Genomic DNA, 24,065 nt, shown 5'->3' on the forward strand with positions numbered 1-24,065 from the left:
TCATGTTCTGGCATGTGCTCGGCGGGCTGATACCGCTCGCCTTCGCGGTCATCATCTCCCCGCTCCCTCTGGTCGCCGTCATCACGCTGATGCTGGGGCCGAGGGGGCGGGGGAACGCCCTCCTGTTCGCGGTGGTCTTCGCGGTGGGGTTCTTCGCCCTGACCCTGGCCTTCGCCTCGGGGTCGAAGGGCACGACGCAGAGCGATTCGTTCTTCGCGCAGCTGCTGCACATCGTGCTCGGCTTCGCGTTCGCCGCGCTGTTCTTCTTCCTCGCCTATCGGAGCTGGAAGAAGCGGCCGCGGAAGGGCGTGCCGGCGGTGGAACCGAAGTGGCTCGTCGCGATGGACTCGTTCGGGGTGGTGAAGACGGCCGGGCTCGCCCTCGTGCTGGCGATCGCCAACGCCAAGAACGTGCCCGTCGCGATCGCGGCCGGGGCGGAGATCGGTGCCGCCGACCTCGCCTGGGGGCTCGTCTTCGTGGCCTGCGCGGTGTTCGCCGTGATCTCCTCGCTCGGCCTGATCGCGGTGGCCGTGCTCGGCGGCAGCCCGTCCGCGACCGGGCTGCTGACCTCGGCGAAGGCCGGTCTCATCCGGCACAACGCCCTGATCATGGTGGTGCTGTTCGTCATCCTCGGGGCGCTGCAGCTGGGCAAGGCCTTCGAGGCGTTCTGAGCCGACGTGTTCTGAGCAGACGTGTTCTGAGCCGGCGCGTTCTGAGCCGGCGCGTTCTGAGCCGAGCAGGGACGACCCGCGGCGTTCAGCCGTCGTGGTGCTCGGCCGAGTGATACTTGAGAGGTGCCCACCTACCGAGACGAAGCCGTGGTGCTGCGCACCCACAAGCTGGGTGAGGCCGACCGGATCGTGACGATGCTCACGCGCCAGCACGGCAAGGTGCGCGCGGTCGCCCGGGGGGTCAGGCGCACGGGCTCGAAGTTCGGCGCCCGGCTCGAGCCGTTCATGGTGGCCGACGTGCAGTTCTACGAGGGGCGCTCGCTCGACACCATCACCCAGGCGGTGACGATCGGATCGTACGGCGCCGAGATCTCGAGCGACTACGCCAGCTACACGGCCGCGACCGCGATGGTCGAGACCGCCGACAAGCTCACCGAGGAGGAGCCGTCGCTGCAGCAGTACCTGCTGCTGGTCGGCGCCCTCCGTTCGCTCGCTCGCGGGGAGCACGGGTCGACGCTGACCCTCGACTCCTACCTGCTCCGCGCCCTGTCGATGGCCGGGTGGGCGCCGAGCTTCCACGACTGCGCGGTCACCGGCGAGGCCGGCCCGCACTCGGCGTTCGTCGTGCAGCTGGGCGGGGTGGTCAGCGACGAGGTCGCGCCGCCCGGCACCCCGCGGCTGGATCTCAGCACGCTCGAACTGCTCTCGGCCCTGCTGACCGGCGACTGGGCGGTCGCCGACGCGAGCGACTCGGCGATCCGGTCGCGGGCCAGCGGTATCGTGGCGGCGTACACGCAATGGCACCTCGAACGCGGGCTCCGCTCCCTGGAGCACGTCGAACGGTCGCAGAAGACGAAAGCGCAGACGTGAGAACTCCCGCAGAACCGTTCCGTCCCCTCGACTGGACCGGGCTCCAGCCCCCTCCCGTCCCGCTCGCCGCGGTGCCGCAGCACGTCGCCATCGTGATGGACGGCAACGGACGATGGGCGAACCAGCGCGGCCTCACCCGCGTGGAGGGTCACCGGGCGGGCGAGGCGGCGCTGCTGGACGTGGTCGCCGGCGCCATCCAGATCGGGGTCAAGCACATCTCGGTCTACGCCTTCTCGACCGAGAACTGGAAGCGGTCGCCCGACGAGGTGCGGTTCCTGATGGGATTCAACCGGGAGGTGCTGCACCGCCGACGCGACCAGCTGAACGAGTGGGGTGTGCGCATCCGCTGGGCCGGCCGCAAGCCCCGCCTCTGGGCCTCGGTGATCAAGGAGCTGCAGTTCGCCGAGCGGATGACGGCGCACAACTCCACCCTGACCCTCACGATGTGCGTCAACTACGGCGGCCGCAACGAGATCACGGATGCGGTGCGCGCGATCGCCGACGAGGTGGCGGCCGGGCGGCTGCGCCCGTCGGCCGTCTCGGAGAAGCTGATCCAGCGCCACCTCTACGTTCCCGACCTGCCCGACGTCGACCTCTTCGTGCGCAGCTCGGGGGAGCAGCGCACGAGCAACTTCCTGCCCTGGCAGTCGGTCTATGCCGAGATGGTCTTCCTCGACCGGCTCTGGCCCGACTTCACGCGGGTCGATCTCTGGCAGGCGATCGAGCACTACGCCGGGCGCAACCGCCGTTTCGGTGGCGCGGTCGACACCCCGACCGCGACGGCCGAGCCGGAATAACCGCGTCGGCCGCGCGTTGACCTTGAGGTGAGCGAAGCAATCAAGATCGACGTGTGGTCCGACGTCGCCTGCCCGTGGTGCTACATCGGCAAGCGCAAACTCGAGAACGGCCTGGCGGAGTACGCCACCGGGGAAGGCGCGCTGGAGGTCGAGGTCGAGTACCACTCCTTCGAGCTCTCGCCCGACACCCCGGTCGACTTCGACGGCACCACCACCTCCTACCTGGCCGATCGAAAAGGAATGCCGGTCGCCCAGGTCGAGCAGATGCTCGAGCGGGTCACCGGCATCGCGGCCGAGGTCGGCCTCGACTACCACTTCGACAGCGTCAAGCACACCAACACGGTGAAGGCGCACCAGCTGATCCACTACGCCAAGGCGCACGGGGTGCAGCTCGAGGCGAAGGAGCGGCTGCTCAAGGCCTACTTCGTCGAGGGCCGGCACGTCGGGCGGGTCGAGGATCTCGCCGACCTGGCCGTGGAGATGGGGCTCGACCGCGACGACGTGCTGCGCTCGCTCGAAGCCGACGAGTACCTTCCCGCCGTGCACGCCGACCAGCAGCAGGCGATCGCCTACGGCATCCAGGGCGTGCCGTTCTTCGTCATCGACGGCCGGTACGGCGTCTCGGGCGCGCAGGAGGCCGCGGCCTTCGTGCAGGTGCTGGAGCAGGTCGGCTCCGAGCGCGTCGAGGTCGGCTCGTGAGCGCGGAACCGGGGTCGGTCGTGACCGAGGTCGCGCCGGATGCCGGAACAGAGACCCGGGCGCCGTTCGCCGGCGGGCTCACGCTGCTCGGCGGGCCGGGAGTCGTCTGCGAGGGCGACTCCTGCGCGCTGCCGGGCGAGGGCGGGGTCAGCGCGGAGTGATCGGCTCCGAGATGTCGGCGACGACCGCGCCGAGCTTCTCGGCGAGCAGGTCGGCGTCGACGTAGGCGCTGTGGCCGTGCGCCCCGGCGCCCATCGCGACGCGGCGACCCGAGAACGCCGAGTCCTGGTAGACCGGCCACGCGGTCGTGCTGCCGAGCGGGGTGATCGTGCCGCGCTCGTAGCCGGTCGCCTCCTTCGCGACGTCCTGGTGCGGCATCGAGAGCTTGTTCACACCGACCAGGGCCCGCAGCTTCGGCCAGCTGATCTGACGGTCCCCCGGGATCAGGGCGAACAGGAAGCCTCCGTCGTGGCGCTTGACCACGAGGCTCTTCATCACGTCGCCGGGCTCGAGGTCGAGCAGCCGCGCCGCCTCCTCGAGCGACCCGGCCGCCGGTCGCTCCACGATCTCCACCGGGATGCCGCGCTCGGCCGCATCGCGGAGCACTCGGTCGGTGCCGGATGCCTCGGTGCCGGATGCGTCGGTGCCGGTTGCGTCGGTGCCGGTTGCCTCGGTCTGGGGGTTCGTCTCGTCACTCACAGGTCCATTGAACCCGATCTCCGTCCACAGGATTCCCCCGCCTGACCGAACCGCCCCATCCGTCTGGGAGAATTGACCTCGATGTCCACTACAACCCCTGTCGTCCAGGCCCCGCCGGCACTCGCGATCGGCCCCATTGCGCTCGACGTGCCCGTCGTGCTCGCGCCGATGGCCGGCATCACGAACACCGCGTTCCGCCGGCTCTGCCGCGAGTTCGGCGCCGGTCTCTACGTGAGCGAGATGATCACGAGCCGCGCCCTGGTCGAGCGCACGCCCGAGACCATGCGGCTCATCCAGCACCACCCCTCCGAGACCCCGCGCTCGATCCAGCTCTACGGGGTCGACCCGGCGACCATGGCGGCCGCCGCCCGCATCCTCGTCGAGGAGGATCGCACCGACCACATCGACATGAACTTCGGCTGCCCGGTGCCCAAGGTCACCCGCAAGGGCGGCGGGGCGGCACTGCCCTGGAAGCTCGACCTGTTCCGCGAGATCGTGGAGTCGGTGGTCGACGCCGCCGGTGACATCCCGGTCACGGTCAAGATGCGCAAGGGCATCGACACCGACCACCTCACCTACCTCGAGGCCGCGAAGGCGGCCGAGGGGGCGGGCGCCGCCGCCATCGCGCTGCATGCCCGCACGGCCGCCGACTTCTACAGCGGTCAGGCCGACTGGTCGGCGATCACTCGGCTGAAAGAGACCATCACGAGCATCCCCGTGCTCGGCAACGGCGACATCTGGTCGGGCGAGGACGGGGTGCGGATGATGGACGAGACGGGCTGCGACGGCGTGGTCGTCGGCCGCGGCTGCCTGGGCCGGCCCTGGCTGTTCGGCGACCTGGCCGCGGCCTTCCGGGTGCGCTCGGGCGAGCTCTCCGCGGCGGAGGCCGAGGCGCTCCGGGCCGCTCCCTCGCTCGGCGACGTGGCGAAGACCCTGCGGCGCCACACCGAGCTGCTGGCCGAGTTCTTCGGCGACGAGGATCGCGCGTGCCGCGACATCCGCAAGCACGTCGCCTGGTACCTCAAGGGCTACCCGGCCGGGCACGAGGTGCGGGCAGCGCTCAGCACGGTGACCAGCCTGGCGGCGATGGACGAGATCCTCGCCACCCTCGACTGGTCGCTGCCCTACCCGGGCGCCGACGCCGAGGGGCCGCGCGGGCGGGCGGGCAGCCCGAAGAACCCGTCGCTGCCCGAGCACTGGCTCGAATCCCGCACGCTCGCCGGCGCCGGCCGCGCCGATCTGGCGGATGCAGAACTGAGCCACAGCGGTGGCTGAGGCGTTCGAGAACTTGATGACCTTCGCGCCGACGAAGGGGTACACCGACTCCGACGCGGAGCGCCTCCTGCCGGAGGAGCACTACACCCGGCGCAGCGACTTCGCGCGCGACCGCGCCCGCATCCTGCACTCCTCGTCGCTTCGCCGTCTGGCGGCGAAGACCCAGGTGCTGAGCCCCACGGTCGTCGCCGACTTCGCGCGCAACCGGCTCACCCACTCTCTCGAGGTGGCCCAGGTCGGCCGCGAACTCGCGACCAGCCTCGATCTCGACCCCGACGTCGTCGACTCGGCCTGTCTCGCGCACGACCTCGGGCATCCGCCGTTCGGGCACAACGGCGAGCGCGCCCTGAACGACTGGGCCGCCGACATCGGCGGCTTCGAGGGCAACGCGCAGAGCCTGCGCATCCTCAGCCGACTCGAGCCGAAGGTGATCGCGGCCGACGGCCGCAGCTACGGCCTCAACCTCACCCGGGCGAGCCTGGATGCCAGTTGCAAGTACCCGTGGACGGTGGATGCCCCGGTCGCCGACCCCTCGGGGCGCCTCAAGTACGGGGTCTACGCCGACGACGTCCCGGTGTTCGAGTGGCTGCGCCGCGGGGCCCCCGAGCGCACGCTCTGCGTCGAGGCCCAGGTGATGGATCTGTCGGACGACATCGCCTACTCGGTGCACGACTTCGAGGATGCGGTGCTGAACGGCTACATCGACGTCGAGGTGCTGGGCGCCCGCGTCGACCACGCGGCGCTGGTGCGCAGCATCCACGCCCGCGCGGGCGGAGGCTTCGACCTCGACGAGCTGACCGAGGCCTTCGATCGCCTCGACTCGCTGCAGGTCTGGCTCTCGGAGTGGGAGGACTCGAGGGCCGATCACGCGCGGCTGAAGAACCTGACCAGCCAGCTGATCGGGCGGTTCGCCGGTGCGGCCACCCGCGCCACCCGCGCGGCCTTCCCGGCGCCGAGCATCACCCGCTACGGCGCCGACGTCGTCGTGCCGCGCGAGGTGCAGGCCGAGATCGCGACCCTCAAGGGCATCGTGTCGGTCTTCGTGATGTCCAACGACGCACGGAAGCCGATCTACCAGCGCCAGCGCAGCCTGCTGCTCGAGCTCGCCGACACCCTCTGGGAGTCCGACGGGCAGGCGCTGGACACGGCTTTCGCCGCCGACTGGCGCGACGCCGGTGACGACACGACCCGCAAGCGGATCGTCGTCGACCAGGTCGCCAGCCTCACCGATCAGACCGCCCTCGCCTGGCACGCCCGCCTGTGCTCCGATGCGCGTGCCGAGGCGCCCGCGCGGAACGTATCCTGAGTCCATGGCAGGGCTGATCCGTCGGAGCGACATCGACGAAGTCCGCTCCCGCATCAACATCGCCGACGTGGTCGGCGACTTCGTCACGCTGAAGAGCGCCGGAGTCGGCTCGATGAAGGGCCTGTGCCCCTTCCACGACGAGCGGTCGCCGAGCTTCCACGTGCGCCCCCAGGTCGGCTACTACCACTGCTTCGGCTGCGGCGAGGGCGGCGACGTCTTCACCTTCCTGCAGAAGATGGATCATGTGACCTTCTCCGAGGCGGTCGAGCGCCTCGCCGCGAAGATCGGCTACCAGCTGCACTACGAAGACGGGGGCGCGGCCGCCGACCAGGGCAACCGGGCCCGTCTCCTCGCCGCGAACGAGGCCGCGAGGGAGTACTTCGCCGAGCAGCTGACCGCTCCCGGGGCCGACGCGGGGCGCGCCTTCCTCGGCGAGCGGGGCTTCGACGCCTCGGTCGCCGCGCACTTCGGCGTCGGGTACGCCCCGCAGGGGTGGGACAACCTGGGCAAGCACCTCAAGGGCCGCGGCTTCACCGAGCAGGAGCTCACGGCCGCCGGCCTCCTCAGCGCCGGCGACCGGGGCACCTACGACCGCTTCCGGGGTCGCCTGATCTGGCCGATCCGGGACCAGACCGGGCTGACGGTCGGCTTCGGCGCGCGGCGGTTGTTCGACGACGACAAGGGCCCTAAGTACCTCAACACCCCCGAGACCACGGTGTACCACAAGGCCCAGGTGCTCTACGGGCTCGACCTCGCCAAGCGCGACATCGCGCGGAGCCGTCAGGTGGTCGTGGTCGAGGGGTACACCGACGTCATGGCCTGCCACCTCGCGGGCGTCACCACGGCGGTCGCCACCTGCGGCACCTCGTTCGGCGTCGACCACATCAAGATCATGCGCCGCGTGCTCTCGGACGACTCGGCCGGGCTCGGCGAGGTCATCTTCACCTTCGACCCGGATGCGGCCGGCCAGAAGGCCGCCCTCCGTGCCTTCAGCGAGGAGCAGCGCTTCGCGGCCCAGACCTACGTCGCCGTGGCGCCGGACGGCCTCGACCCGTGCGACCTGCGCCTGGCCAAGGGCGACGACGCGGTGCGCCGGCTGGTCAAGGGCAAGAAGCCGATGTTCGAGTTCGTGATCAAGCAGAAGCTCTCGAACTACGACCTCGAGACCGTCGAGGGGCGCGCGGCGGCCCTCCGTGAAGCGGCGCCGATCGTCGCCGACATCCGCGACCCCGCCATCCGGCCGGGGTACACCCGCCAGCTGGCGCGGATGCTCGGCCTCGAGCTCGGCGAGGTGCAGCGCGCGGTCGCGGCGCGCGGCGGGTCGGGCGGTTCCGCCGGCTCGGGCGACGCGCGCGGCCAGGGCGGATCACGCGGTGGCTCGGGCACGGGCACGGGCTCGGACTCGTCGGGTCACCGCGGGTCGCAGGGCGGCTCGGCGGCGGGCGCCGGCCAGGGCTGGGGTCACGGATCCGGACAGGGTTCGGGCCAGTCGACCGTGGTCGCCGGCCGCGGTCAGGTGACCTCGATCACCGACGTGGCGCCTCCGGTCGGCGGCGCTCCGGGGGAGTCCGCGGAGGTCGTCCGTCCGAGCGTCTCGATCACCCAGCTGCCGTCGACCACCGCCGTGCGCACCGAGCGCGACGCCCTGATGGCGCAGCTGCAGGCGCCCACGGTGATCGGCCGCGACCTGCTGGTGCAGGCCAGCGGCTGCGGTTTCAGCCACCCGGCCCTCGCCGCCATCCGCGACTCGATCGGCCGCAACATCGACGCCTTCGAGCGCCAGGACTGGGTGATGGTCGTGCAGGCCGACGTGCCCGAGGAGTACCGCTCGCTGGTCGAGCAGCTCGCGGTCGCCCCGCTGCCGGAGCGGCCAGAGCGGCAGCCCGAGCTCTACCTCAAGCGCATCACGAGCTCGCTGATCCAGCGGCATCTCTCGCGTCGCAAGGAGGAGCTGCTCGGGCGGCTTCAGCGCACCGACGCGGTCGCCGACCCCGAGGCCTACCGCGAGGTGCAGCGTCAGCTGGTGCAGGTCGAGGCCGACCGGCGCGCCCTGCTCCAGGAGTAACCGCCACACGCGGCCTGCTCACAGCCGGATGCAGGACTCCGGTTTAGGCTCGCAGCGATGGCTACCCGAAACGTGCTGACCGCGTCCGACGTGACGATCGAATACCCCTCCCACAGCGTGAGCCCCGCGCACACGGCGGTGAAGGGGTTCACCCTCACCATCGAGCCCGGTGAGATCGTCGGGCTGGTGGGCTCGAGCGGATCCGGCAAGTCCACGATCGCCCAGGTCGCTTCCGGCCAGGCCGCGATCCGGGCCTCGAAAGACGGTTCGCCGCGCATCATCGGCGGCAGCCTGGAGGTGCTCGGGTACGAGATGCGGGGCATCCGTCGCTCCAAGCTCAACTCCTTCACCCTCGGCGTCGGCTACGTGGCCCAGGATGCGGGGTCGAACCTCACCTCGAACATGACGGTGGCCGAGCTGGTCGCCGAACCGCTCTTCCTCCGCGACAAGCGCTACGACCGCCGGGAGGCGGGGTTGAAGGCGGCGACGCTGGTCGACGCCCTGCTGCTGCCGGTCGGCACGATGCTGAAACAGCCGCACGAGCTCTCGAGCGGCCAGCGTCAGCGGGTGGCGATCGCGCGCGGCCTCATCCTCGACCCGGTTCTGCTGATCGCCGACGAGCCGACCGCCGGCGTGGACGTCTCGGTGCGCGGCGCGGTCGTCGACGTGATCGCGGGGATGCAGCGCGCCCGGGGCGCGGGGGCCCTGATCGTCAGTCACGACCTCGACGCGCTGCGCCGGACGGTCGACCGGATCGCCGTGATCCACGAGGGCGTGGTCGTGGGCCTCGGGACCATCGACGAGGTGCTCGGCGACCCCCGGCATCCCTACGTCAGGAGCCTGGCCCGCGAGGTGCTCGGCGACGAGCTCGTGGAGGAGGACGAGCTGGACGAGGAGGACGAGCTGGTGGACGAGGACGAGCTCGACGACGAACTGGAGGACGGCGTCGAGCTTGACGGCGAACTCGACGGCGACGACGAACTCGAGAGCGCGGACCGCGATGAGGACGGCCCCCGATGACCTCCCGTCACCGCGAGGTCCTCGCCACGCCCGTCACCTCCGTCCCCATGGCCGACCGACCCGAGCCGGGCCCGATCGCGGTGCTCCCGCGCGAGAAGGCGGTCTTCGTCGACGCCGTCGAGAGCGCCGGTGGCACGGTCGCGCCGCTCTCCGACCAGACGCGCGGACTGATCTGGCTGAGCAGCGGCCGGGCCGAGGAGTTCGAGCGCATCCTCGAGGAGCATCCGGCCATCGGCTGGATCCAGCTGCCGTTCGCCGGGGTCGACGCCTTTCGGGAGGTCCTCCGGCGTCAGGCGCGCCCTGGGCGGATCTGGACCAGCGCCAAGGGCGCGTACGCCCAACCGGTCGCCGAACACGCACTGACCCTGGTCCTGGCGCTCCTCCGAGTGCTGCCCACCCGGATCGTCGCCCGCAGCTGGGGTGAGAAGTCCGGGACCTCGCTCTACGGACTGCACGTCGTGATCATCGGTGCGGGCGGGATCGCGCTCGAGCTGCTGCGGCTGCTCGAGCCCTTCGGGGTGCGGACCACGGTGGTGCGCCGGACGGCCGAGCCGGTCGCCACTGCCACGCGCACCGTCGCCGTCGACCAGCTCGCGGACGTCCTGCCGGACGCGGACGTGGTGGTTGTCGCCGCGGCCCTGACCGACGGCACCTCCGGGCTGATCGGGGAGGCCGAGCTCGCCCTCCTGCCGGAGACGGCCCACCTCGTCAACATCGCCCGCGGCGGTCTCGTCGACACCGACGCGCTCGACCGGGCCCTGAGGGCGGGCACCCTGGCCGGGGCAGGTCTGGACGTGACCGATCCGGAGCCGTTGCCGGACGGGCATCCGCTCTGGACGGCACCGAACACGATCATCACCCCGCACACCGCCGACACGCCCGAGATGACCGCGCCGCTGCTGGCGGAGCGCATCCGGGGCAACGTCCGTGGATTCCGGGAAACCGGTGATTTCTCCGGCGTCGTCGACCCCACGGCCGGCTACTGATCATCGCGCGCCGAAAACGATGGTAATGTCGTTCCCGCAGTAATCCTCGATAGCTCAATTGGCAGAGCAGCCGGCTGTTAACCGGCAGGTTCTTGGTTCGAGTCCAAGTCGGGGAGCGAAGGCCTCGCGGCTCCACCCGCGGGGCCTTTCTTCGTTCCGGGCATCCCCGTCCGGCGGCGCGGAGCCTCGTCAGGGCCGAGCCGACGTCGTCTGCACCACCGTGATCGAGAACCCGTTCGCGGGCGAGATCAGCAGCAGGTCCACTCCGGTGCTGTGCAGCAGCGGGACGAGCTCGGTGTCGCCGCGAGCGAGGATGTCGTTCGCGTGGGCCGCGAAGATCTCCGCCATGGTCGTGGTCGCGCGGAAGGTGCGGCCGCCATGATGCACCAGCCGGCTGTACTCGTAGTCAATCGCCATCGATCGTCAACTCCATCGTTTCCGTGATCGCACCGTACGCCCGCCCGATTCGCTCTCACAGGGCTTGCGGAACGAGCATTTCCCACTCGTCTGCCATGATCGAGGGATGGCCCGGTCCCGCACTCCCGAGGAGTCCGCAGCCCTCCGGGCGGCCTGGGCCGTCGGGCTCGCGACCGCCGTCTACGGGGTCTCGTTCGGGGCCCTCGCGGTGCTCTCGGGGCTCGACATCTGGCAGACGATGTTCCTCAGCCTGGTGATGTTCACCGGCGGCTCGCAGTTCGCCCTGATCGGCGTGCTCGCCTCGGGCGGGCTCGCCGCCGGCGGGGCCGCCATCACCAGCGCCGCCCTCCTCGGCACCCGCAACGTGTTCTATGCGATCCGGATGTCGCCGGTCGTCGGCCCGGGCTTCTTCCGCCGCGCCGCGGCCGCACACCTGACGATCGACGAGTCGGTCGCGGTGTCGGCCGCGCAACCGACGCCGGCCGCGGCGCGCCTGGGTTTCTGGGCGACCGGCATCCTGATCTATCTGGGCTGGAACCTCACCACGCTGCTCGGGGCGCTGATCGGCGATCTCATCGGCGACGTCAGCGCCTACGGGCTGGACGCGGCGGCCGCTGCCGCCTTCCTGGGGCTGCTGTGGCCGCGGCTGAAGGCACGGCAGACCCAGGCGGTCGCGGTGGCCGCCGCCGTGGTGGCGACGCTGCTGACGCCCGTGCTGGTGCCGGGGCTGCCGGTGCTCGTGGCGGGCGCGGTCGCGATCGTCGTCGGCGGGCTGGACCTGTTCGGCACGGGCCGCACCCGCGAGGCGGGAGGGGCCGGATGAACGCGTGGACCGTGATCATCACCGCGTCGGTGATCTGCCTGGCGCTCAAGCTCTCCGGCTACCTCATCCCGGCACGCGCCTTCGAGCATCCGACCGTGGCGCGCACGGCGAACCTCCTGACGGTCGCCCTGCTCGCCGCGCTGATCGCCGTGCAGACGCTCGGGGCCGGTCAGGGCATCCAGGTCGACGCCCGGCTCCCGGCGCTGGTCGTGGCCGCGGGCCTGTACGCGCTGCGAGTGCCGTTCGTGGTCGTCGTGATCGCGGCCGCGGGGGTCGCGGCGCTCATCCGCGCGCTGACCTGACGGGCGGGCACCGGGTCGTCATCCGCGTTCTGAGCTGAGGGTCGCGCGCCGGTCCGAGCGGTCGCTCAGGGCTCGACGTCGTCCTGCCCGGGCAGCCAGGCGAGCCCGGGCACGCCCCAGCCCTTCTTGCGCTCGATCTTCGCCGCGACCTTGCCGTAGACCCGGTCGATCCGGTCGACGTAGAGCAGGCCGTCCAGGTGGTCGAACTCGTGCTGGAAGATCCTCGCCAGCCAGCCGCTCGTCCGGATCTCGAACGGCTCGCCGTCGAGATCGGTCGCGCGCAGGATGGCGGACTCGCCGCGCACCAGCGGAAAGCGCTCGCCCGGGAACGACAGGCAGCCCTCGGACTCTGTGTCGGGGTCGGCGGGCTCGACCGAGGTCGGCGTGATGTAGAGCTCCGGGTTGATCGCGACCCCGCGGTGCTCGACGTCGTCGTCGTCGATGTAGCCGTAGACGAACAGTCGGAGCGGGACGCCGACCTGGGGGCCGGCGAGACCGACGCCGGGCGCGGCATCCATCGTCTCGAACATGTCGGCGACGAGGGAGCGGAGCTCGTCGTCGATCGTCTCGACAGGGGCGGCGGGGGAGTGGAGCACCGGATCCCCGGAGATCCGAATCGGGAGAACGGCCATTCGCTAAGCCTAACGGCGGGGGCCGCGGGGTAGTGTCGACGGGTGCCACCTGAACTCCTGCAGCTCGGCGACGCGGTCGCCCTGGATCCCAAGCAGTTCATCGGCATCCCGATCGCGCTCGTCGGCGCCGTCTTCCTGAGCTTCGGCGCCCAGTTCCAGCACCGCGGCGTCGCCAAGGTCGAGGCGAACACGCACGCGGCCCAGAAGGGGCTGAACGTCCGCCAGCTGCTCGCGCTGCTCAGTCGCCCGTCGTGGGTGATCGGCACCCTCATGCTCGGGCTCGCGATCGTGTTCCAGCTGACCAGCCTCGGCTTCTCGCCGATCATCGTGGTGCAGCCGCTCGGCGCCGTCGCGCTGGTGATCACGGCGATCCTCAACTCCCGAGTCAGCAAGACCTCGCTGAACCGCAGCTCGGTCATCTCGATCACCCTCTGCGTCGGCGGCGTCGCTGCCTTCGTGCTGGTCGCCGCCTTCACCGCGGTCGACAAGCCGGTGACCGCCAACGACCTCGTGATCATCCTGATCATCCTCGCGGTGGTGCTGGTGCTGTTCGGGCTGACCTTCGCGTTCTTCGGCCGCACCTTCAAGGCGATCGCCTACATCGTCGGCACCGGCGTGCTGTACGGCTTCGTCGCCACCCTGGCCAAGGTCGTGATCAGCCGGGTGTTCCAGTCGCAGTTCGACTGGCTGACCGTGCTGGCCCTCGTCGGCCTGCTGGCGGCCGCTGCCCTCGGCGGCTACTTCGTGCAGAACGCCTACGCCTCCGGTCCGCCCGACCTCGTGATCGCCGGTCTCACGGTGATCGACCCGCTCGTCGCGGTCGGCATCGGCATCCTCGTGCTCGGTGAGGCTTCGCAGGCGCCGCTGTGGGCGCTGTTCGCGTTCCTCGCGTTCGGCATCGTCGCCATCCTGGGAGTGTTCGGGCTGGCGCGTTACCACCCTCAGGCCCAGCGCTAAGGTAGTTTCTTCGTAATCGAGCAACACCGCTCTCGACGACCACAGAAAGACGACGGTTTGAGCAACTCGCACGATCCGCATCCCGGCGAAGCCGACGCGACCGCAGGCGACGGGGCGACCCGGCCGCTGCGCATCCTGATCGGAGCCGACACCTTCACCCCCGACGTCAACGGCTCGGCACGGTTCGCCGAGCACCTCGCCTCGGGCCTCGCGGGCCGCGGCCACGACGTGCACATGGTCGTCCCCTCGTCCGGCCTGCCGGTCGGCACCCGCAAAGAGGTCTTCGACGGCCAGGAGGTCACGGTGCACCGGCTCTACAGCTGGCGCTGGTACCCGCACGACTGGCTCACCTTCGCGCTGCCCTGGCGCATCAAGCAGAACAGCGCCCGCATCATCGACGAGGTGAAGCCCGACGTGGTGCACTTCCAGTCGCACATCATCGTCGGCCGCGGTGTCTCGACCGAGGCGCAGAAGCGCGGCATCCGCATCGTGGGCACCAACCACGTCATGCCCGAGAACATGCTCGCCTTCACCGGCATCCCGAAGTTCCTGCAGAACTGGGCGATCGGGCTGGCCTGGGCGGCCGCCCGTCGTTCCTTCATCCGGGCGGATGCGGTCACCGCGCCGACCCGGCGCGCCGCCGACTTCTTCGAGCAGGCGACCGGCATCGACGACGTCTACGCCATCTCCTGCGGCATCAACGCCTCCAGCTACACCCCGGACTTCGCGCCGCGCACCGAGAACCGCGTGCTCTTCGTCGGCCGTGTCGCCGGCGAGAAGCACATCGACGTGCTGCTCCGGGCGATCGCGCTGCTTCCCGCCGACCTCGACACGAAGGTCGAGATCGTCGGCGGTGGCGACCAGCTGAAGAACCTGCAGGCCATGGCCCAGCAGCTGGGGCTCGGCGACCGTGCCACCTTCACCGGCTACGTGACCGAGGAGGAGCTCCGTCGGGCCTACACGCGCTCCACGGTCTTCGCGATGCCCTCGATCGCCGAGCTGCAGTCGATCGCGACCATGGAGGCGATGGCGAGCGGTCTGCCGGTCGTCGCGGCCGACGCGATGGCGCTGCCGCACCTGGTGCACGACGGCGAGAACGGGTACCTGTTCCGGCCGGGCGAGGAGCGCGATCTCGCCGACAAGCTCGAGAAGGTGCTCCGGATGCCCCAGGACGAGCTGGCCCGCCTCAAAAACGAGTCCCTCGCCATCGTCGCAGCGCACGACATCGACCGCACCCTGACGACCTTCGAGCACCTCTACCGCGGCGAGCCGGTGACCGATCCGTTGGTCGTGCCGCACGCCAAGACCCGCGCTGCCGACGACAAGCACTGAGCGGACGCGCTGGCCGGACCCACTGAGCGGACGCGCTGAGCGGCGAACGCCGGTCGTCCCGCGCCGAGGCGGTATCGTGGTGACTCGGTCGTCCTCCGGGGCGGCCGTTTCGGGGCGGTAGCTCAGCTGGTTAGAGCAGCGGACTCATAATCCGTCGGTCACGGGTTCAAGTCCCGTCCGCCCTACCTGGGGGGAACGATGCTTCTGATATTGGCTGTTCTGGCTGGGCTCGCGGGCGTGTGGTGTCTCGTCGCGCCGCCCCGGGCCATGCTCTTCGGGTCGCGTTGGCAGCTGCAGGGCGGGCAGGACGCGGAGCCGAGCCGGCTCTGGGTGCTCGTCAACCGCGGCTCGGGCGTGGTCTGGCTCGTGATCGCCGCGGTGCTGGTCATCGTCCACTTCGTGACCCAGGGTCAGGGCGACACGCGCCAGTCGCTCGAGGAGGCCTGGGGAATCGGGCGCTACCTGCCGGGCGACGAGCTGACCATCGACCTCGACCCCGAGGTGCAGTCGGTCTCCGACGTCGAGTCGACCCTCGCCGGGTACTCGGGCATCGAGCAGGGCCTCACGGTCTGGCGGTCCGCCGTCGTCGGCACCGACCCGGTCGGCGACCTCGGTGGCGAGGTGGCCGACGGCGACCTCGTGCTGGCGGTGTGGGCCGGCGGTTGCCGTCCCGGCCCGGTGCTGGTCGAGGAGACGGATTCGGCCGTCACCGTGTCGGTGACCGGCGTCGGCCTCGAGGTCGCGGGCTCCCCGGTGGTCTGCGGGAGTGCCGCCCGGCGTCATCCCGAGCCGGAGGCCGAGGACCTCCTCATCGTGCGCGTCCCGCTCGCCAGCCCCCTCGGCGACCGGGAACTGTCGCTCCCGGATCCGCCGGTCCGGGAGCGCGACCCGGGCCCGGTCCCGGGTCTCCCAACCACGGCCGGCTAGGTGCGGGAGCGCGCCGGACGCTGCCGCGGATCGCGTGCAGAAGCTGGGAGTCGGGGCGACGGGTCGCGGATGTCGGGCGCGGCGTTTATCGTGGGGAGACGTCAACGGCGCGACCCGAGGAGCAGAGTGCCCGGCAACAACGATTCCCAGTTCGACTCCCGGTTCGATGCGGCCTTCCAGCCCGGCTTCGAGCACGGTCCGAGCGACACGGCGCTCTACGACGCCTTCGCCCAGCTCGGTTCCACCGATCCGGATGCGGATGTGCGGGCAGCGACCGCGCCCTCCCGGCCCCGGCCGCTGATCGACCGCTTCATCGTCGCGCTGTGGATCGTGGGGGCCGGCATGATGGCCCTGGGCTTCGCCATCGTGCTCTCCGGCAACTCGATCTTCGCCACGGGCTTCTCGTCGGCGCCGAGCGGCGTGCTGATCGCCCTCTCGCAACTGTCGCAGTGGCTCCTGCCGGTCGGGCTGGTCACGCTGGTCGGCACGCTGTTCCTCCTGGCCGGTCGATGGGAGCGACGCCGATGAGCACACCACCCCTGAGCACAGCCCCTCAAGGCTCCGATCCCGCCGCCTCGGCGACGGTCGCGGAGGCCCCGCTCACCCTCGCCGAGTTCGGCGAGCTGACCGGCGCGATCCTCGGCAACCTCGAATCCGTGATCGACGGCAAGACCGAGGCGGCGACGCTGGCGCTGATCGTGCTGATCGCCGAGGGACACCTGCTGGTCGAAGACGTGCCGGGCGTCGGCAAGACGACGCTCGCGAAGGCGCTGGCGACGAGCGTCGGGTGCTCGGTCGCGCGCATCCAGTTCACCCCCGACCTCCTGCCGTCGGACGTGACGGGCGTGTCGATCTACAACCAGGTCGACCACGCCTTCGAGTTCAAGCGCGGCGCGGTCTTCGCGAACATCGTCATCGCCGACGAGATCAACCGGGCCTCGCCGAAGACCCAGTCGGCCCTGCTGGAGTGCATGGAGGAGGGTCAGGTCTCGGTCGACGGCACCACGCATCCGCTCGACGCGCCCTTCATCGTCGTCGCCACCCAGAACCCGATCGAGATGGAGGGCACCTACGCCCTCCCCGAGGCCCAGCGCGACCGCTTCATGGCCCGCATCTCGATGGGGTACCCGGATGCATCGGCCGAGCTGCAGATGCTGCACCACCGGGAGAACGGCAGCCCGCTGGATGCGCTGCGTGCCGTCGTCGACAAGCGGCAGCTCGCCGAACTGATCGCGACGGCCCGGTCGATCTACGTCAGCCGCGCGGTCGAGTCGTACGTCGTCTCGCTCGTGCAGGCCACCCGCGGTCACCCCGAGTTCCGCCTGGGCGCGAGCCCGCGCGGCACCCTGCACCTGGTGCGGGCCGCCAAGGTGCTGGCGGCGCTGAACGGGCGCGAGTTCGTGGTGCCCGACGACGTGAACCAGCTCGTCGTGCCGATCCTGGCCCACCGGATCGTCGCCACCCGCCGCGCCGCGAGCGATGCCCGGGGCGGCGGGTCGGAGGCGATCGCCACGGCACTGCGCGCGATCGTCGCGGCGACCCCGGTTCCGCTCAGCAGGACCAGGCAGTCGTGACCCGTCCCGCCGGTTCCCCCTCGTCCGCACCCGGGCTCGATCACCGATCCGTCCGGCCATGACGGCGCCCCGCGTCCGTGGCAGCCTGCCGCGCCCCACGGTGCGGGGCTGGGGGCTGCTGGTGGCCGCCGTCGTCGCCTTCGCGCTCGTCCCGGTGCTCCGGCGGCAGGAGGTCGCGTACCTCGCCTGCTTCCTGCTCGCCGTGCCGGTGTTCTCGCTCTGCTGGGTGGCCTTCCGGCCGTTCGCGCTCACGGTGCGGCGCCGGTTCACCCCCGAGTCGGGCACGGTCGGCGAGGCGGTCCAAGCCACCCTCTTCGTGCAGAACCAGGGGTCGTTCCGCACCCCGTCCGCCGTGTGGGTCGATCGCGCCTCTGCGCCGCTTGACTCGAGCGAACCGGCCACCCTCGCACCGCTGCCGGGCACCGGCGCCGGATCGGTCGACGACGCGCCCGTGGAGCGGATCGGGTACCGGGTCGACACGGGGCTCCGGGGCGCGCACGAGATCGGACCGTTCGAACTGACCGTCACCGACCCCTTCGGCTGCGCCACCCGGAAGCGTCGTTTCGGCGGCACGGACACCCTGCTCGTCACCCCCACGGTCTTCGAGCTCGCGCGGATCGACCTCCGGCTCTCCACCGGCGACGGCGCCGAGCAGGTCTCCCGGCGGCTCGTCGGCGCGGGGGAGCAGGACGTGATCGCCCGCAAGTACCTTCCGGGCGACTCGATGCGCCGCGTGCACTGGCCGGCGACGGCGAAGCACGGCGAGTTGATGGTGCGGCAGGACGACCAGCGCAACGACCAGGATGCGGTGCTGCTCCTGGATGCGGCGTCGTTCCACGAGGGCCCCGCGTTCGAGTGGGCCGTCAGCGCCATCGCATCCGCCGCCCTGCACCTGATGAACGAGGGCTTCGGCGTGCGCCTGGTCGGGCACGCGCGACCGGGGTCCGGCCTGCCCGGCGACGAGGTCTTCACGGCGCCGTTCGGCGCGGCGCGGATCGTGCGCGACCTGGCGCTGGCCACGACGGCCGGGGTGCACGACGCCGCCGACTTCCGCCTCGCCGTCGACGAGGCCGCCCTGACCTCACCGGATGCGCCGCCCGTGTTCGCGGTGGTCTCGGCGGGTGCGGGAGGCGGTGACCGCATCCGTCCGCTCGCGGGCATGTCGTCGCATCCGATCGCCTTCGTGGTCGGCGAGCCGTCGGCCAGAACCTCTGTGCCGTCGGCCACGGCCGGGGTGCCGTCGGGCACCGCGGCCGAGCTGCGTCAGGCCGGGTGGACGACGGTCGAGTGCGCCTGGACCGATCACCTCCCCTCGCTCTGGAAGGCCATCGGCGAGGCACGGGGGATCGCATGAGTCCGTCTTCTCGCGTCAGCGCCCGTCGCGCCGTCAAGGCCGGAGCCTGGAAGAGCACGCTCGCCGTGGCGGTGTGCCTCGGCGCGGCCCTGCTCGGGCTCGCTCCGATGCTGCAGGGTGCCGGCTGGTGGTTCCAGACCATGACGATGGTGACGGTGCTGCTGGCGTCGATGGCGGTGCTCCGGGCCCGCGGGGTCGCCGAGGTCACGGTCGTCGCGGTCTCGGCGGTCATCTGGGGCGCGCTCGTCGTGCTGCTCTACGCCGGCGACTCGCTCTGGTTCGGGCTGCCGACCCTCGCGACCATCGGCGACATCTCCGGTGACCTCGCCGCCGCGCGCGAGTCGATCGCGGTGCAGGAGATCCCCGCGATCGCCGACGGCCCGATCACGCAGCTGATCGTGATGGCGGTCGGCCTGATCGCGATCATCACCGACGAGCTCGCCAGCGGCCTCCGCACCCCGGTGCTCGCAGGGGTCGGGCCGCTCGCGGTGCTGTCGATCGCACCCCTGGTGCGGCGCACCGATCCGGACGTGCCGGTCTACGTGCTGGTCGCGATCGCCTTCCTCGGCGTCATCTGGTTCAGCTCGCGGATCGGTGGTCGCTCCGGCGCGGCCGACGGCGCCCCGCGCCGGCCCCGCTCGCCGGCACTGCCGGTCGTCTCGCCGGTCTCCCGGGGCACCGGCCGCAACCCCGGCCTCGCGATCGCCCTCGGGGCAGCAGCCGTCACAGCGATGGTGGTGCTGCCGCTGGTGACTCCGGGCCTGACCGCGAAGTCGCTCGCCGACGACCCCTCGGCCAACCGCTTCCCCTCGGTCTACGCCACCGGTGTCGACCCCACGATCCAGCTCGGCCGCGACCTCCGGCGCAGCGACGCGGTGCTCTCCCTGACCTATTCGACGGATGCGCCGGACGGCCTCTACCTGAAGATGGTCACCCTCGGCGACTTCACCACCGGCACCTGGGAGCCCGAGAGCTCGTACGACGGCGTCGGGTACGAGGGGCAGGACTTCGGGACGCCCCCGGGCCTGGCCGCCGACGTGCCGACCACGGATTCGACCACCAGCATCTCGATCGCGGGCCTCCGGAGCGACTGGCTGCCGATGCCCTACCCGGCCCGCCAGGTCGACGAGCTGAGCGGCAATTGGCTGCTCACGCCCTCCACCTTCACGATGACCGACCTCCAGGGCGACACGCGGGGCCTCAACTACCGGGTGACGAGCCTGGCCGTCAGCCCGACCGCCGAGCAGCTGGCGGCCGCCGGGGGCACGGTTCCGGATTCGGTCCGCGACTTCCTCCAGGTGCCCGTCGACCTCCCGCCCGTGATCGCCCAGACCGCCGCGGAGGTGACCAAGGGCGCGACGACGAACTACGACCAGGCCGTGGCGCTGCAGGAGTACTTCCGGTCGCCGCAGTTCCGCTACTCGCTCTCCGCGCCCGACTCCGGCGGCTACGACGGCGACAACGCCCAGATGATCGCGGCGTTCCTCCAGGCCAAGGAGGGCTACTGCGTGCACTTCGCGGCCTCGATGGCGGTGATGGCCCGCACGCTCGGCATCCCCTCGCGCATCGCCGTGGGCTACGCGCCCGGCCAGGCCCCCGACAGCACGGCCGACGGTCTGCCGGTCTACGAGGTCTACACCGATCAGCTGCACGCCTGGCCCGAGCTGTACTTCGACGGCATCGGCTGGCTGCCGTTCGAGCCCACCCCCGGCCTCGACATCACCCCGCCTGACTACAGTCTTCCGGACTACGCCCAGGCCGGGGCCGCCGGTTCGACGAGCGTGCCGCTGCCCTCGAGCACCGCGACCGGCACCGCCAACCAGGATCGCGCCGACACCGACGGGGGCCCGGCCGCCGCGACCGGCCAGGAGGCGGTGCTCGCCCAGGTGCGCGGCTGGGGCGTGTTCGCGCTCATCCTCGGCCTGGTCGCCGCGATCGTGCTGCTGCCGTGGGCGGTCCGCGCCGGGCTGCGCCGATCGCGGTTCCGGCGCATCGCCACCGATGCGCTCCCGGGCACCCTCGCCTGGTCGGAGTTCGAGGCGACCCTCGACGACCATCGCATCCATCGATCGGCCGGCGAGACCGTGGGCGACGTCGAGCGACGTCTGCTCGCCGATCTGGTGCTGCCCGCCGAGCCGCTCGAACGGCTGCGGCGCCAGGTCGAGTTCGAGCAGTACGCGCCGGAGCTCGGTATCGACGACGAGACCCGGAGCCGGGTGGCCGCCGATCTGCGCGAGCTGCTCAGGGCGCTCGACGCCCAGGCGGAGTCACGGACGCGGTTCGCAGCGCGGATGCTGCCGGCCTCGCTCTGGTCACGCCGACGGACGCCGGCCTCGGCGGGGACGCTCGTTCCGTAGCGGGCGGGCGAGCCCGGCCAGGCCCCCGGGCAGGGTCTCGAGATCGTCGAGCCAGGCCAGGGCGGCGTCGGCGAGCCGGATGCGCGCCCGGGTCGCCGCATCCGCACCGGCCGCGCCCACTGCGGGACCGGCCCCGCCGGCCGCCGCCCCGCCGGCCGCGGCGGCCTCGATCCGCCAGGCCTCGCGGTACCGCTCGACCAGCGCTGCGGTCTTTTCACCGCGGAGACTGGTGGCGAGCAGGAGCTTGAACGTCATGTCAGACCAGGGGGTCAGCGATCCGGCCTCCGTCGTCGCCAGCCACTCCTCGGCCTCGGCACGGCCGGCGGGGGAAAGGCCGTAGAGCGGGAGCCCGTCGTCGGTGCTGCCGGAGACCTCGACGAGCCCGGCGGTGCAGAGCCGGTCGAGCGTCGAGTAGATCTGGCCGACGTTGATGCGCCCGACGCGATCGGTGCGCTCCTCGAGCTCGGAGTGCAGCTGCAGGCCGTAGGCCCCGGATGCGGTCAGGACGGCGAGGATGCCCGCACGAATCGACATCCGCAGCCCGCCTCTCAAATACTCGCTCAGTATAGGTCTGAGAGTCTCCGAAACACGGATGACACGGTTGTCATTCGCGCGTGCGCTCGGCCATAATGACATCACAACCGCATATCAGACGCCGCCAGGCTGCACTCCCGTTCACAGGTCGTTGGGGAAGACGTACCTCACGAATAGGAGAGAAAAATGGCGGCAACCGTTGCACGCGGGGTGGTCTACGTCCACTCCGCGCCCCGCGCGCTCTGCCCCCACGTCGAGTGGGCCGCAGGTCGCGCTATCGGTCGTGCAGTGAACTTCGACTGGATCGAGCAGCCCGTGCTGCGTGGATCCCAGCGGGCCGACTTCTTCTGGGAGGGCGCGCCGGGCACCGGAGCCGCGATCGCCTCCGCTCTCCGCGGCTGGGAGCACCTGCGCTACGAGGTCACCGAGGACGCCAGTGAGAACCACGACGGCGGTCGCTGGATGCACACCCCGGATCTCGGCATCTTCTATGCGCAGCTCGACTCGGCCGGCAACACGGTCATCCCGGAGGACCGCATCCGGAACGCCATGGAGACCGCCGGCACGAACGCCCTCGAGCTGCACCGCGAACTGCGCCTCGCCCTCGGCCAGGCCTGGGACGACGAGCTCGAGCCCTTCCGCTACGCCTCGGACATGTCCCCGGTCATCTACCTCCACCGAGGGGTGGGCTAGCCTGCTGCGCTCGGACCCGTCACCTGCGGTGGCGGGTCCGAGCGGTCGCGCCGGTCCCCGCCCGGCGCGACGCGACATGTTCGCGTGCGGTCGCTGACGCGGCCGCGCGCTCACCCTGGGTCGTCGAGTACGGCCCGCTGCTTGGTTCTCGGGGCTGGACTCTTCGGCGTCTGCTAAGCCGTTTTAAACGCTACGACGGCGTTGTGGCCGCCGAAGCCGAAGGAGTTCGAGATCGCCAGGAGGTCGCCCGACGGCAGCTCGCGCGGGGTGCGCACGACGTCGAGGGGGATGTCCGGGTCCTGCTCCGAGAGGTTGATCGTCGGGGGAGCGACGCGGTCGTGCAGCGCCATCACCGTGAAGATCGCCTCGATGCCGCCCGCGCCACCCAGCAGGTGACCGGTGGACGCCTTCGTGGCCGAGACCGGGATTTCGTGCAGGCGGTCGCCGAAGGTGTGCAGCAGCGCCTTGTACTCGGCGATGTCGCCGACCGGGGTCGAGGTGGCGTGGGCGTTGATGTGGGCGACGTCGTCGAGCGAGAACCCGGCGTTCGCCACGGCCCCGATCATCGCGCGTGCCGCCGCCGAACCCTCGGGGTCCGGAGCCGTGATGTGGTACGCGTCGCTGGTCACCGCACCGCCGAGCACCTCGGCGTAGATCTTCGCTCCGCGGGCCTTGGCGTGCTCCTCGGTCTCGAGCACGAGCGCCGCGGCGCCCTCGCCGAGCACGAAGCCGTCCCGGGTGAGGTCGTAGGGGCGGGATGCGGTGGCCGGGTCGTCGTTGCGCTTGGACAGCGCCTGCATCGCGGCGAACGCGGCGATGGGCAGCGGGTGGATGGCCGCCTCCGAGCCGCCCGCGATGATGATGTCGGCGAAGCCGGCCTGCAGGTGGTCGTAGGCGTTGACGATCGACTCGGTGCTCGAGGCGCAGGCCGAGACGACCGTGCGGGCGCCGGCGCGGGCGCCGAGCGACATCTCGATGGCCGCCGCGGGACCGTTCGGCATGAGCATCGGGACCGTCATCGGGAGGACCCGGCGGGGGCCCTTCTCGCGCAGCGTGTCCCAGGCGTCGAGCAAGGTCCAGACCCCGCCGATGCCGGTGGCCCAGTCGACGCCGAAGCGCTCGGGGACCACCTCGGGGGAACCGGCATCCGCCCACGCCTCGCGCGCGGCGATCAGCGCGAACTGGCTCGACGGGTCGAGGCGCTTCGTCTCAATCCGCTCGAGCACGTCACCGGCGCCGACCCGGGCCTGAGCCGCGAAGGTCACCGGGAGCTCCAGCTCGGAGACCCACGGCTGCTCGAGCGTGGTCGCCCCGGACTCGCCGGCGAGCAGGTTCTTCCAGCTCTCGACGGCGGTGCCGCCCAAGGGGGTGGTGGCACCGATACCGGTGACGACGATCTTCTTCGTGCTCATGGTGAAACTTTCTGTGGGTGGTCAGTCCAGGTGCGCCCGGATGGCGCGATTGGGTCGACAGGATCGTGAGCGTGGTCGCGATCCTGCCGACCTGCCGCGGGAGGGGAGGGCCTCAGCCCTGTGCTGCGACGATGAAGGTGACGGCGTCGCCGACGGTCTTGAGGTTCTTGACCTCTTCGTCGGGGATCTTGACGTCGAACTTCTCCTCGGCGTTCACGACGATGGTCATCATCGAGATCGAGTCGATGTCCAGGTCGTCGGTGAAGGACTTGTCCAGCTCGACAGTGTCGGTCGCGATGCCGGTCTCGTCGTTGATGAGCTCAGCCAGTCCGGCCAGTACTTCTTCGGTGGACAATGCCATTG

Annotated in this window: 26 protein-coding genes and 2 tRNA genes; 22 read left to right on the forward strand and 6 right to left on the reverse strand. The window is 71.1% G+C overall.

Annotated features, from left to right (window positions below):
* Nucleotides 1–2 precede the first annotated feature (2 nt).
* From AC59HU_RS00255 to AC59HU_RS00275, 5 genes are all read left to right on the forward strand, one after another.
* Nucleotides 3–671, forward strand: a complete 669-nt coding sequence (locus AC59HU_RS00255; protein ID WP_497221316.1) for a GAP family protein — start codon at nucleotides 3–5, stop codon at nucleotides 669–671.
* 123 nt (nucleotides 672–794) lie between these two features.
* Entirely contained in the window at nucleotides 795–1,541 is a 747-nt protein-coding gene (gene recO / locus AC59HU_RS00260; protein ID WP_497221317.1) for a DNA repair protein RecO, read from the forward strand.
* Complete coding sequence (locus AC59HU_RS00265) at nucleotides 1,538–2,338, forward strand: isoprenyl transferase (protein ID WP_497221318.1); 801 nt, start codon at nucleotides 1,538–1,540, stop codon at nucleotides 2,336–2,338. Before recO ends, AC59HU_RS00265 begins: the two co-directional genes overlap by 4 nt.
* Before the next feature lie 27 nt (nucleotides 2,339–2,365).
* Nucleotides 2,366–3,037 carry a DsbA family oxidoreductase gene (locus AC59HU_RS00270; protein WP_497221319.1) on the forward strand — a complete coding sequence of 224 codons (672 nt, stop codon included), beginning with the start codon at nucleotides 2,366–2,368 and terminating at the stop codon, nucleotides 3,035–3,037.
* A complete protein-coding gene (locus tag AC59HU_RS00275; protein WP_497221320.1) occupies nucleotides 3,034–3,198 on the forward strand; it encodes a hypothetical protein in 165 nt (54 codons plus the stop codon). Before AC59HU_RS00270 ends, AC59HU_RS00275 begins: the two co-directional genes overlap by 4 nt.
* Here AC59HU_RS00275 and AC59HU_RS00280 read toward each other — a convergent pair.
* Nucleotides 3,185–3,643 carry an aminoacyl-tRNA deacylase gene (locus tag AC59HU_RS00280; RefSeq protein WP_497222058.1) on the reverse strand — a complete coding sequence of 153 codons (459 nt, stop codon included), beginning with the start codon at nucleotides 3,641–3,643 and terminating at the stop codon, nucleotides 3,185–3,187. The genes AC59HU_RS00275 and AC59HU_RS00280 overlap by 14 nt on opposite strands.
* 174 nt (nucleotides 3,644–3,817) lie before the next feature.
* Here AC59HU_RS00280 and dusB point away from each other — a divergent pair, with 174 nt between their 5' ends.
* The 6 genes from dusB (at nucleotide 3,818) to AC59HU_RS00310 (ending at nucleotide 10,504) form a co-directional block, all read left to right on the forward strand.
* Complete coding sequence (dusB, locus tag AC59HU_RS00285) at nucleotides 3,818–5,011, forward strand: tRNA dihydrouridine synthase DusB (RefSeq protein WP_497221321.1); 1,194 nt, start codon at nucleotides 3,818–3,820, stop codon at nucleotides 5,009–5,011.
* A 16-nt stretch (nucleotides 5,012–5,027) separates the two neighbouring features.
* Nucleotides 5,028–6,317, forward strand: coding sequence for a deoxyguanosinetriphosphate triphosphohydrolase (locus AC59HU_RS00290; RefSeq protein WP_497222059.1), 1,290 nt, complete (start codon nucleotides 5,028–5,030; stop codon nucleotides 6,315–6,317).
* Nucleotides 6,318–6,321: 4 nt separating this feature from the next.
* Entirely contained in the window at nucleotides 6,322–8,382 is a 2,061-nt protein-coding gene (gene dnaG, locus AC59HU_RS00295; protein WP_497221322.1) for a DNA primase, read from the forward strand.
* 57 nt (nucleotides 8,383–8,439) lie between these two features.
* Nucleotides 8,440–9,402 carry an ATP-binding cassette domain-containing protein gene (locus AC59HU_RS00300; protein WP_497221323.1) on the forward strand — a complete coding sequence of 321 codons (963 nt, stop codon included), beginning with the start codon at nucleotides 8,440–8,442 and terminating at the stop codon, nucleotides 9,400–9,402.
* The gene (locus tag AC59HU_RS00305; protein WP_497221324.1) at nucleotides 9,399–10,388 is read left to right on the forward strand and encodes a D-isomer specific 2-hydroxyacid dehydrogenase family protein; all 990 of its coding nucleotides are present in this window, start codon (nucleotides 9,399–9,401) and stop codon (nucleotides 10,386–10,388) included. Before AC59HU_RS00300 ends, AC59HU_RS00305 begins: the two co-directional genes overlap by 4 nt.
* Nucleotides 10,389–10,431: 43 nt before the next feature.
* Nucleotides 10,432–10,504 (forward strand) — tRNA-Asn (locus tag AC59HU_RS00310).
* Between the two features lie 73 nt (nucleotides 10,505–10,577).
* On the opposite strand, the gene AC59HU_RS00315 is transcribed toward AC59HU_RS00310, so the two are convergent.
* Nucleotides 10,578–10,805, reverse strand: coding sequence for a hypothetical protein (locus tag AC59HU_RS00315; protein WP_497221325.1), 228 nt, complete (start codon nucleotides 10,803–10,805; stop codon nucleotides 10,578–10,580).
* Nucleotides 10,806–10,911: 106 nt separating this feature from the next.
* Between AC59HU_RS00315 and AC59HU_RS00320 the strand changes: the two genes are divergently transcribed.
* Complete coding sequence (locus tag AC59HU_RS00320) at nucleotides 10,912–11,628, forward strand: AzlC family ABC transporter permease (protein WP_497221326.1); 717 nt, start codon at nucleotides 10,912–10,914, stop codon at nucleotides 11,626–11,628.
* Nucleotides 11,625–11,930, forward strand: a complete 306-nt coding sequence (locus AC59HU_RS00325; RefSeq protein ID WP_497221327.1) for an AzlD domain-containing protein — start codon at nucleotides 11,625–11,627, stop codon at nucleotides 11,928–11,930. The genes AC59HU_RS00320 and AC59HU_RS00325 overlap by 4 nt, the downstream gene beginning before the upstream one ends.
* Nucleotides 11,931–11,995: 65 nt before the next feature.
* Here AC59HU_RS00325 and def read toward each other — a convergent pair whose 3' ends face one another.
* Nucleotides 11,996–12,562 (reverse strand): peptide deformylase, encoded by a 567-nt coding sequence (gene def / locus AC59HU_RS00330; RefSeq protein WP_497221328.1) that lies wholly within the window; start codon nucleotides 12,560–12,562, stop codon nucleotides 11,996–11,998.
* 42 nt (nucleotides 12,563–12,604) lie between these two features.
* Here def and AC59HU_RS00335 point away from each other — a divergent pair, with 42 nt between their 5' ends.
* The 8 genes from AC59HU_RS00335 to AC59HU_RS00370 all read left to right on the forward strand — a co-directional run bounded on the left by AC59HU_RS00335 (nucleotide 12,605) and on the right by AC59HU_RS00370 (nucleotide 21,063).
* Complete coding sequence (locus AC59HU_RS00335) at nucleotides 12,605–13,519, forward strand: DMT family transporter (protein WP_497221329.1); 915 nt, start codon at nucleotides 12,605–12,607, stop codon at nucleotides 13,517–13,519.
* A 57-nt stretch (nucleotides 13,520–13,576) separates the two neighbouring features.
* A complete protein-coding gene (locus AC59HU_RS00340) occupies nucleotides 13,577–14,851 on the forward strand; it encodes a glycosyltransferase (RefSeq protein ID WP_497221330.1) in 1,275 nt (424 codons plus the stop codon).
* Nucleotides 14,852–14,962: 111 nt separating this feature from the next.
* Nucleotides 14,963–15,036, forward strand: a tRNA-Ile gene (locus tag AC59HU_RS00345).
* Between the two features lie 25 nt (nucleotides 15,037–15,061).
* Nucleotides 15,062–15,778 (forward strand): DUF6199 family natural product biosynthesis protein, encoded by a 717-nt coding sequence (locus AC59HU_RS00350; RefSeq protein ID WP_497221331.1) that lies wholly within the window; start codon nucleotides 15,062–15,064, stop codon nucleotides 15,776–15,778.
* Nucleotides 15,779–15,904: 126 nt separating this feature from the next.
* Complete coding sequence (locus AC59HU_RS00355; RefSeq protein WP_497221332.1) at nucleotides 15,905–16,306, forward strand: hypothetical protein; 402 nt, start codon at nucleotides 15,905–15,907, stop codon at nucleotides 16,304–16,306.
* Entirely contained in the window at nucleotides 16,303–17,352 is a 1,050-nt protein-coding gene (locus AC59HU_RS00360) for an AAA family ATPase (protein ID WP_497221333.1), read from the forward strand. Before AC59HU_RS00355 ends, AC59HU_RS00360 begins: the two co-directional genes overlap by 4 nt.
* 58 nt (nucleotides 17,353–17,410) lie before the next feature.
* Nucleotides 17,411–18,706: a DUF58 domain-containing protein gene (locus tag AC59HU_RS00365; RefSeq protein WP_497221334.1), complete on the forward strand. Its 1,296-nt coding sequence runs from the start codon at nucleotides 17,411–17,413 to the stop codon at nucleotides 18,704–18,706.
* Nucleotides 18,703–21,063, forward strand: coding sequence for a transglutaminase TgpA family protein (locus tag AC59HU_RS00370; RefSeq protein WP_497221335.1), 2,361 nt, complete (start codon nucleotides 18,703–18,705; stop codon nucleotides 21,061–21,063). The genes AC59HU_RS00365 and AC59HU_RS00370 overlap by 4 nt, the downstream gene beginning before the upstream one ends.
* On the opposite strand, the gene AC59HU_RS00375 is transcribed toward AC59HU_RS00370, so the two are convergent.
* Nucleotides 21,019–21,597 carry a PadR family transcriptional regulator gene (locus AC59HU_RS00375; protein ID WP_497221336.1) on the reverse strand — a complete coding sequence of 193 codons (579 nt, stop codon included), beginning with the start codon at nucleotides 21,595–21,597 and terminating at the stop codon, nucleotides 21,019–21,021. The two genes, AC59HU_RS00370 and AC59HU_RS00375, sit on opposite strands and share 45 nt — an antisense overlap.
* A 186-nt stretch (nucleotides 21,598–21,783) precedes the next feature.
* On the opposite strand from AC59HU_RS00375, the gene AC59HU_RS00380 reads away from it, so the two are divergent.
* Nucleotides 21,784–22,290, forward strand: a complete 507-nt coding sequence (locus AC59HU_RS00380) for a DUF3145 domain-containing protein (RefSeq protein WP_497221337.1) — start codon at nucleotides 21,784–21,786, stop codon at nucleotides 22,288–22,290.
* 173 nt (nucleotides 22,291–22,463) lie between these two features.
* Here AC59HU_RS00380 and AC59HU_RS00385 read toward each other — a convergent pair whose 3' ends face one another.
* Complete coding sequence (locus tag AC59HU_RS00385; protein ID WP_497221338.1) at nucleotides 22,464–23,702, reverse strand: beta-ketoacyl-[acyl-carrier-protein] synthase family protein; 1,239 nt, start codon at nucleotides 23,700–23,702, stop codon at nucleotides 22,464–22,466.
* A gap of 112 nt (nucleotides 23,703–23,814) precedes the next feature.
* Complete coding sequence (locus tag AC59HU_RS00390) at nucleotides 23,815–24,063, reverse strand: acyl carrier protein (RefSeq protein WP_066038612.1); 249 nt, start codon at nucleotides 24,061–24,063, stop codon at nucleotides 23,815–23,817.
* Nucleotides 24,064–24,065: the final 2 nt, after the last annotated feature.

It is taken from the genome of Herbiconiux sp. 320_LB, from assembly GCF_059691755.1.

Coding starts and splice junctions, on each gene's coding strand:
- AC59HU_RS00255 (WP_497221316.1), top strand. CDS start 3: ATGTTCTGGCATGTGCTCGGCGGGCTGATACCGCTCGCCTTCGCGGTC.
- dusB (WP_497221321.1), top strand. CDS start 3,818: ATGTCCACTACAACCCCTGTCGTCCAGGCCCCGCCGGCACTCGCGATC.
- AC59HU_RS00290 (WP_497222059.1), top strand. CDS start 5,028: ATGACCTTCGCGCCGACGAAGGGGTACACCGACTCCGACGCGGAGCGC.
- dnaG (WP_497221322.1), top strand. CDS start 6,322: ATGGCAGGGCTGATCCGTCGGAGCGACATCGACGAAGTCCGCTCCCGC.
- AC59HU_RS00300 (WP_497221323.1), top strand. CDS start 8,440: ATGGCTACCCGAAACGTGCTGACCGCGTCCGACGTGACGATCGAATAC.
- AC59HU_RS00305 (WP_497221324.1), top strand. CDS start 9,399: ATGACCTCCCGTCACCGCGAGGTCCTCGCCACGCCCGTCACCTCCGTC.
- AC59HU_RS00315 (WP_497221325.1), bottom strand. CDS start 10,805: ATGGCGATTGACTACGAGTACAGCCGGCTGGTGCATCATGGCGGCCGC.
- AC59HU_RS00320 (WP_497221326.1), top strand. CDS start 10,912: ATGGCCCGGTCCCGCACTCCCGAGGAGTCCGCAGCCCTCCGGGCGGCC.
- AC59HU_RS00325 (WP_497221327.1), top strand. CDS start 11,625: ATGAACGCGTGGACCGTGATCATCACCGCGTCGGTGATCTGCCTGGCG.
- def (WP_497221328.1), bottom strand. CDS start 12,562: ATGGCCGTTCTCCCGATTCGGATCTCCGGGGATCCGGTGCTCCACTCC.
- AC59HU_RS00360 (WP_497221333.1), top strand. CDS start 16,303: ATGAGCACACCACCCCTGAGCACAGCCCCTCAAGGCTCCGATCCCGCC.
- AC59HU_RS00365 (WP_497221334.1), top strand. CDS start 17,411: ATGACGGCGCCCCGCGTCCGTGGCAGCCTGCCGCGCCCCACGGTGCGG.
- AC59HU_RS00370 (WP_497221335.1), top strand. CDS start 18,703: ATGAGTCCGTCTTCTCGCGTCAGCGCCCGTCGCGCCGTCAAGGCCGGA.
- AC59HU_RS00375 (WP_497221336.1), bottom strand. CDS start 21,597: ATGTCGATTCGTGCGGGCATCCTCGCCGTCCTGACCGCATCCGGGGCC.
- AC59HU_RS00380 (WP_497221337.1), top strand. CDS start 21,784: ATGGCGGCAACCGTTGCACGCGGGGTGGTCTACGTCCACTCCGCGCCC.
- AC59HU_RS00385 (WP_497221338.1), bottom strand. CDS start 23,702: ATGAGCACGAAGAAGATCGTCGTCACCGGTATCGGTGCCACCACCCCC.
- AC59HU_RS00390 (WP_066038612.1), bottom strand. CDS start 24,063: ATGGCATTGTCCACCGAAGAAGTACTGGCCGGACTGGCTGAGCTCATC.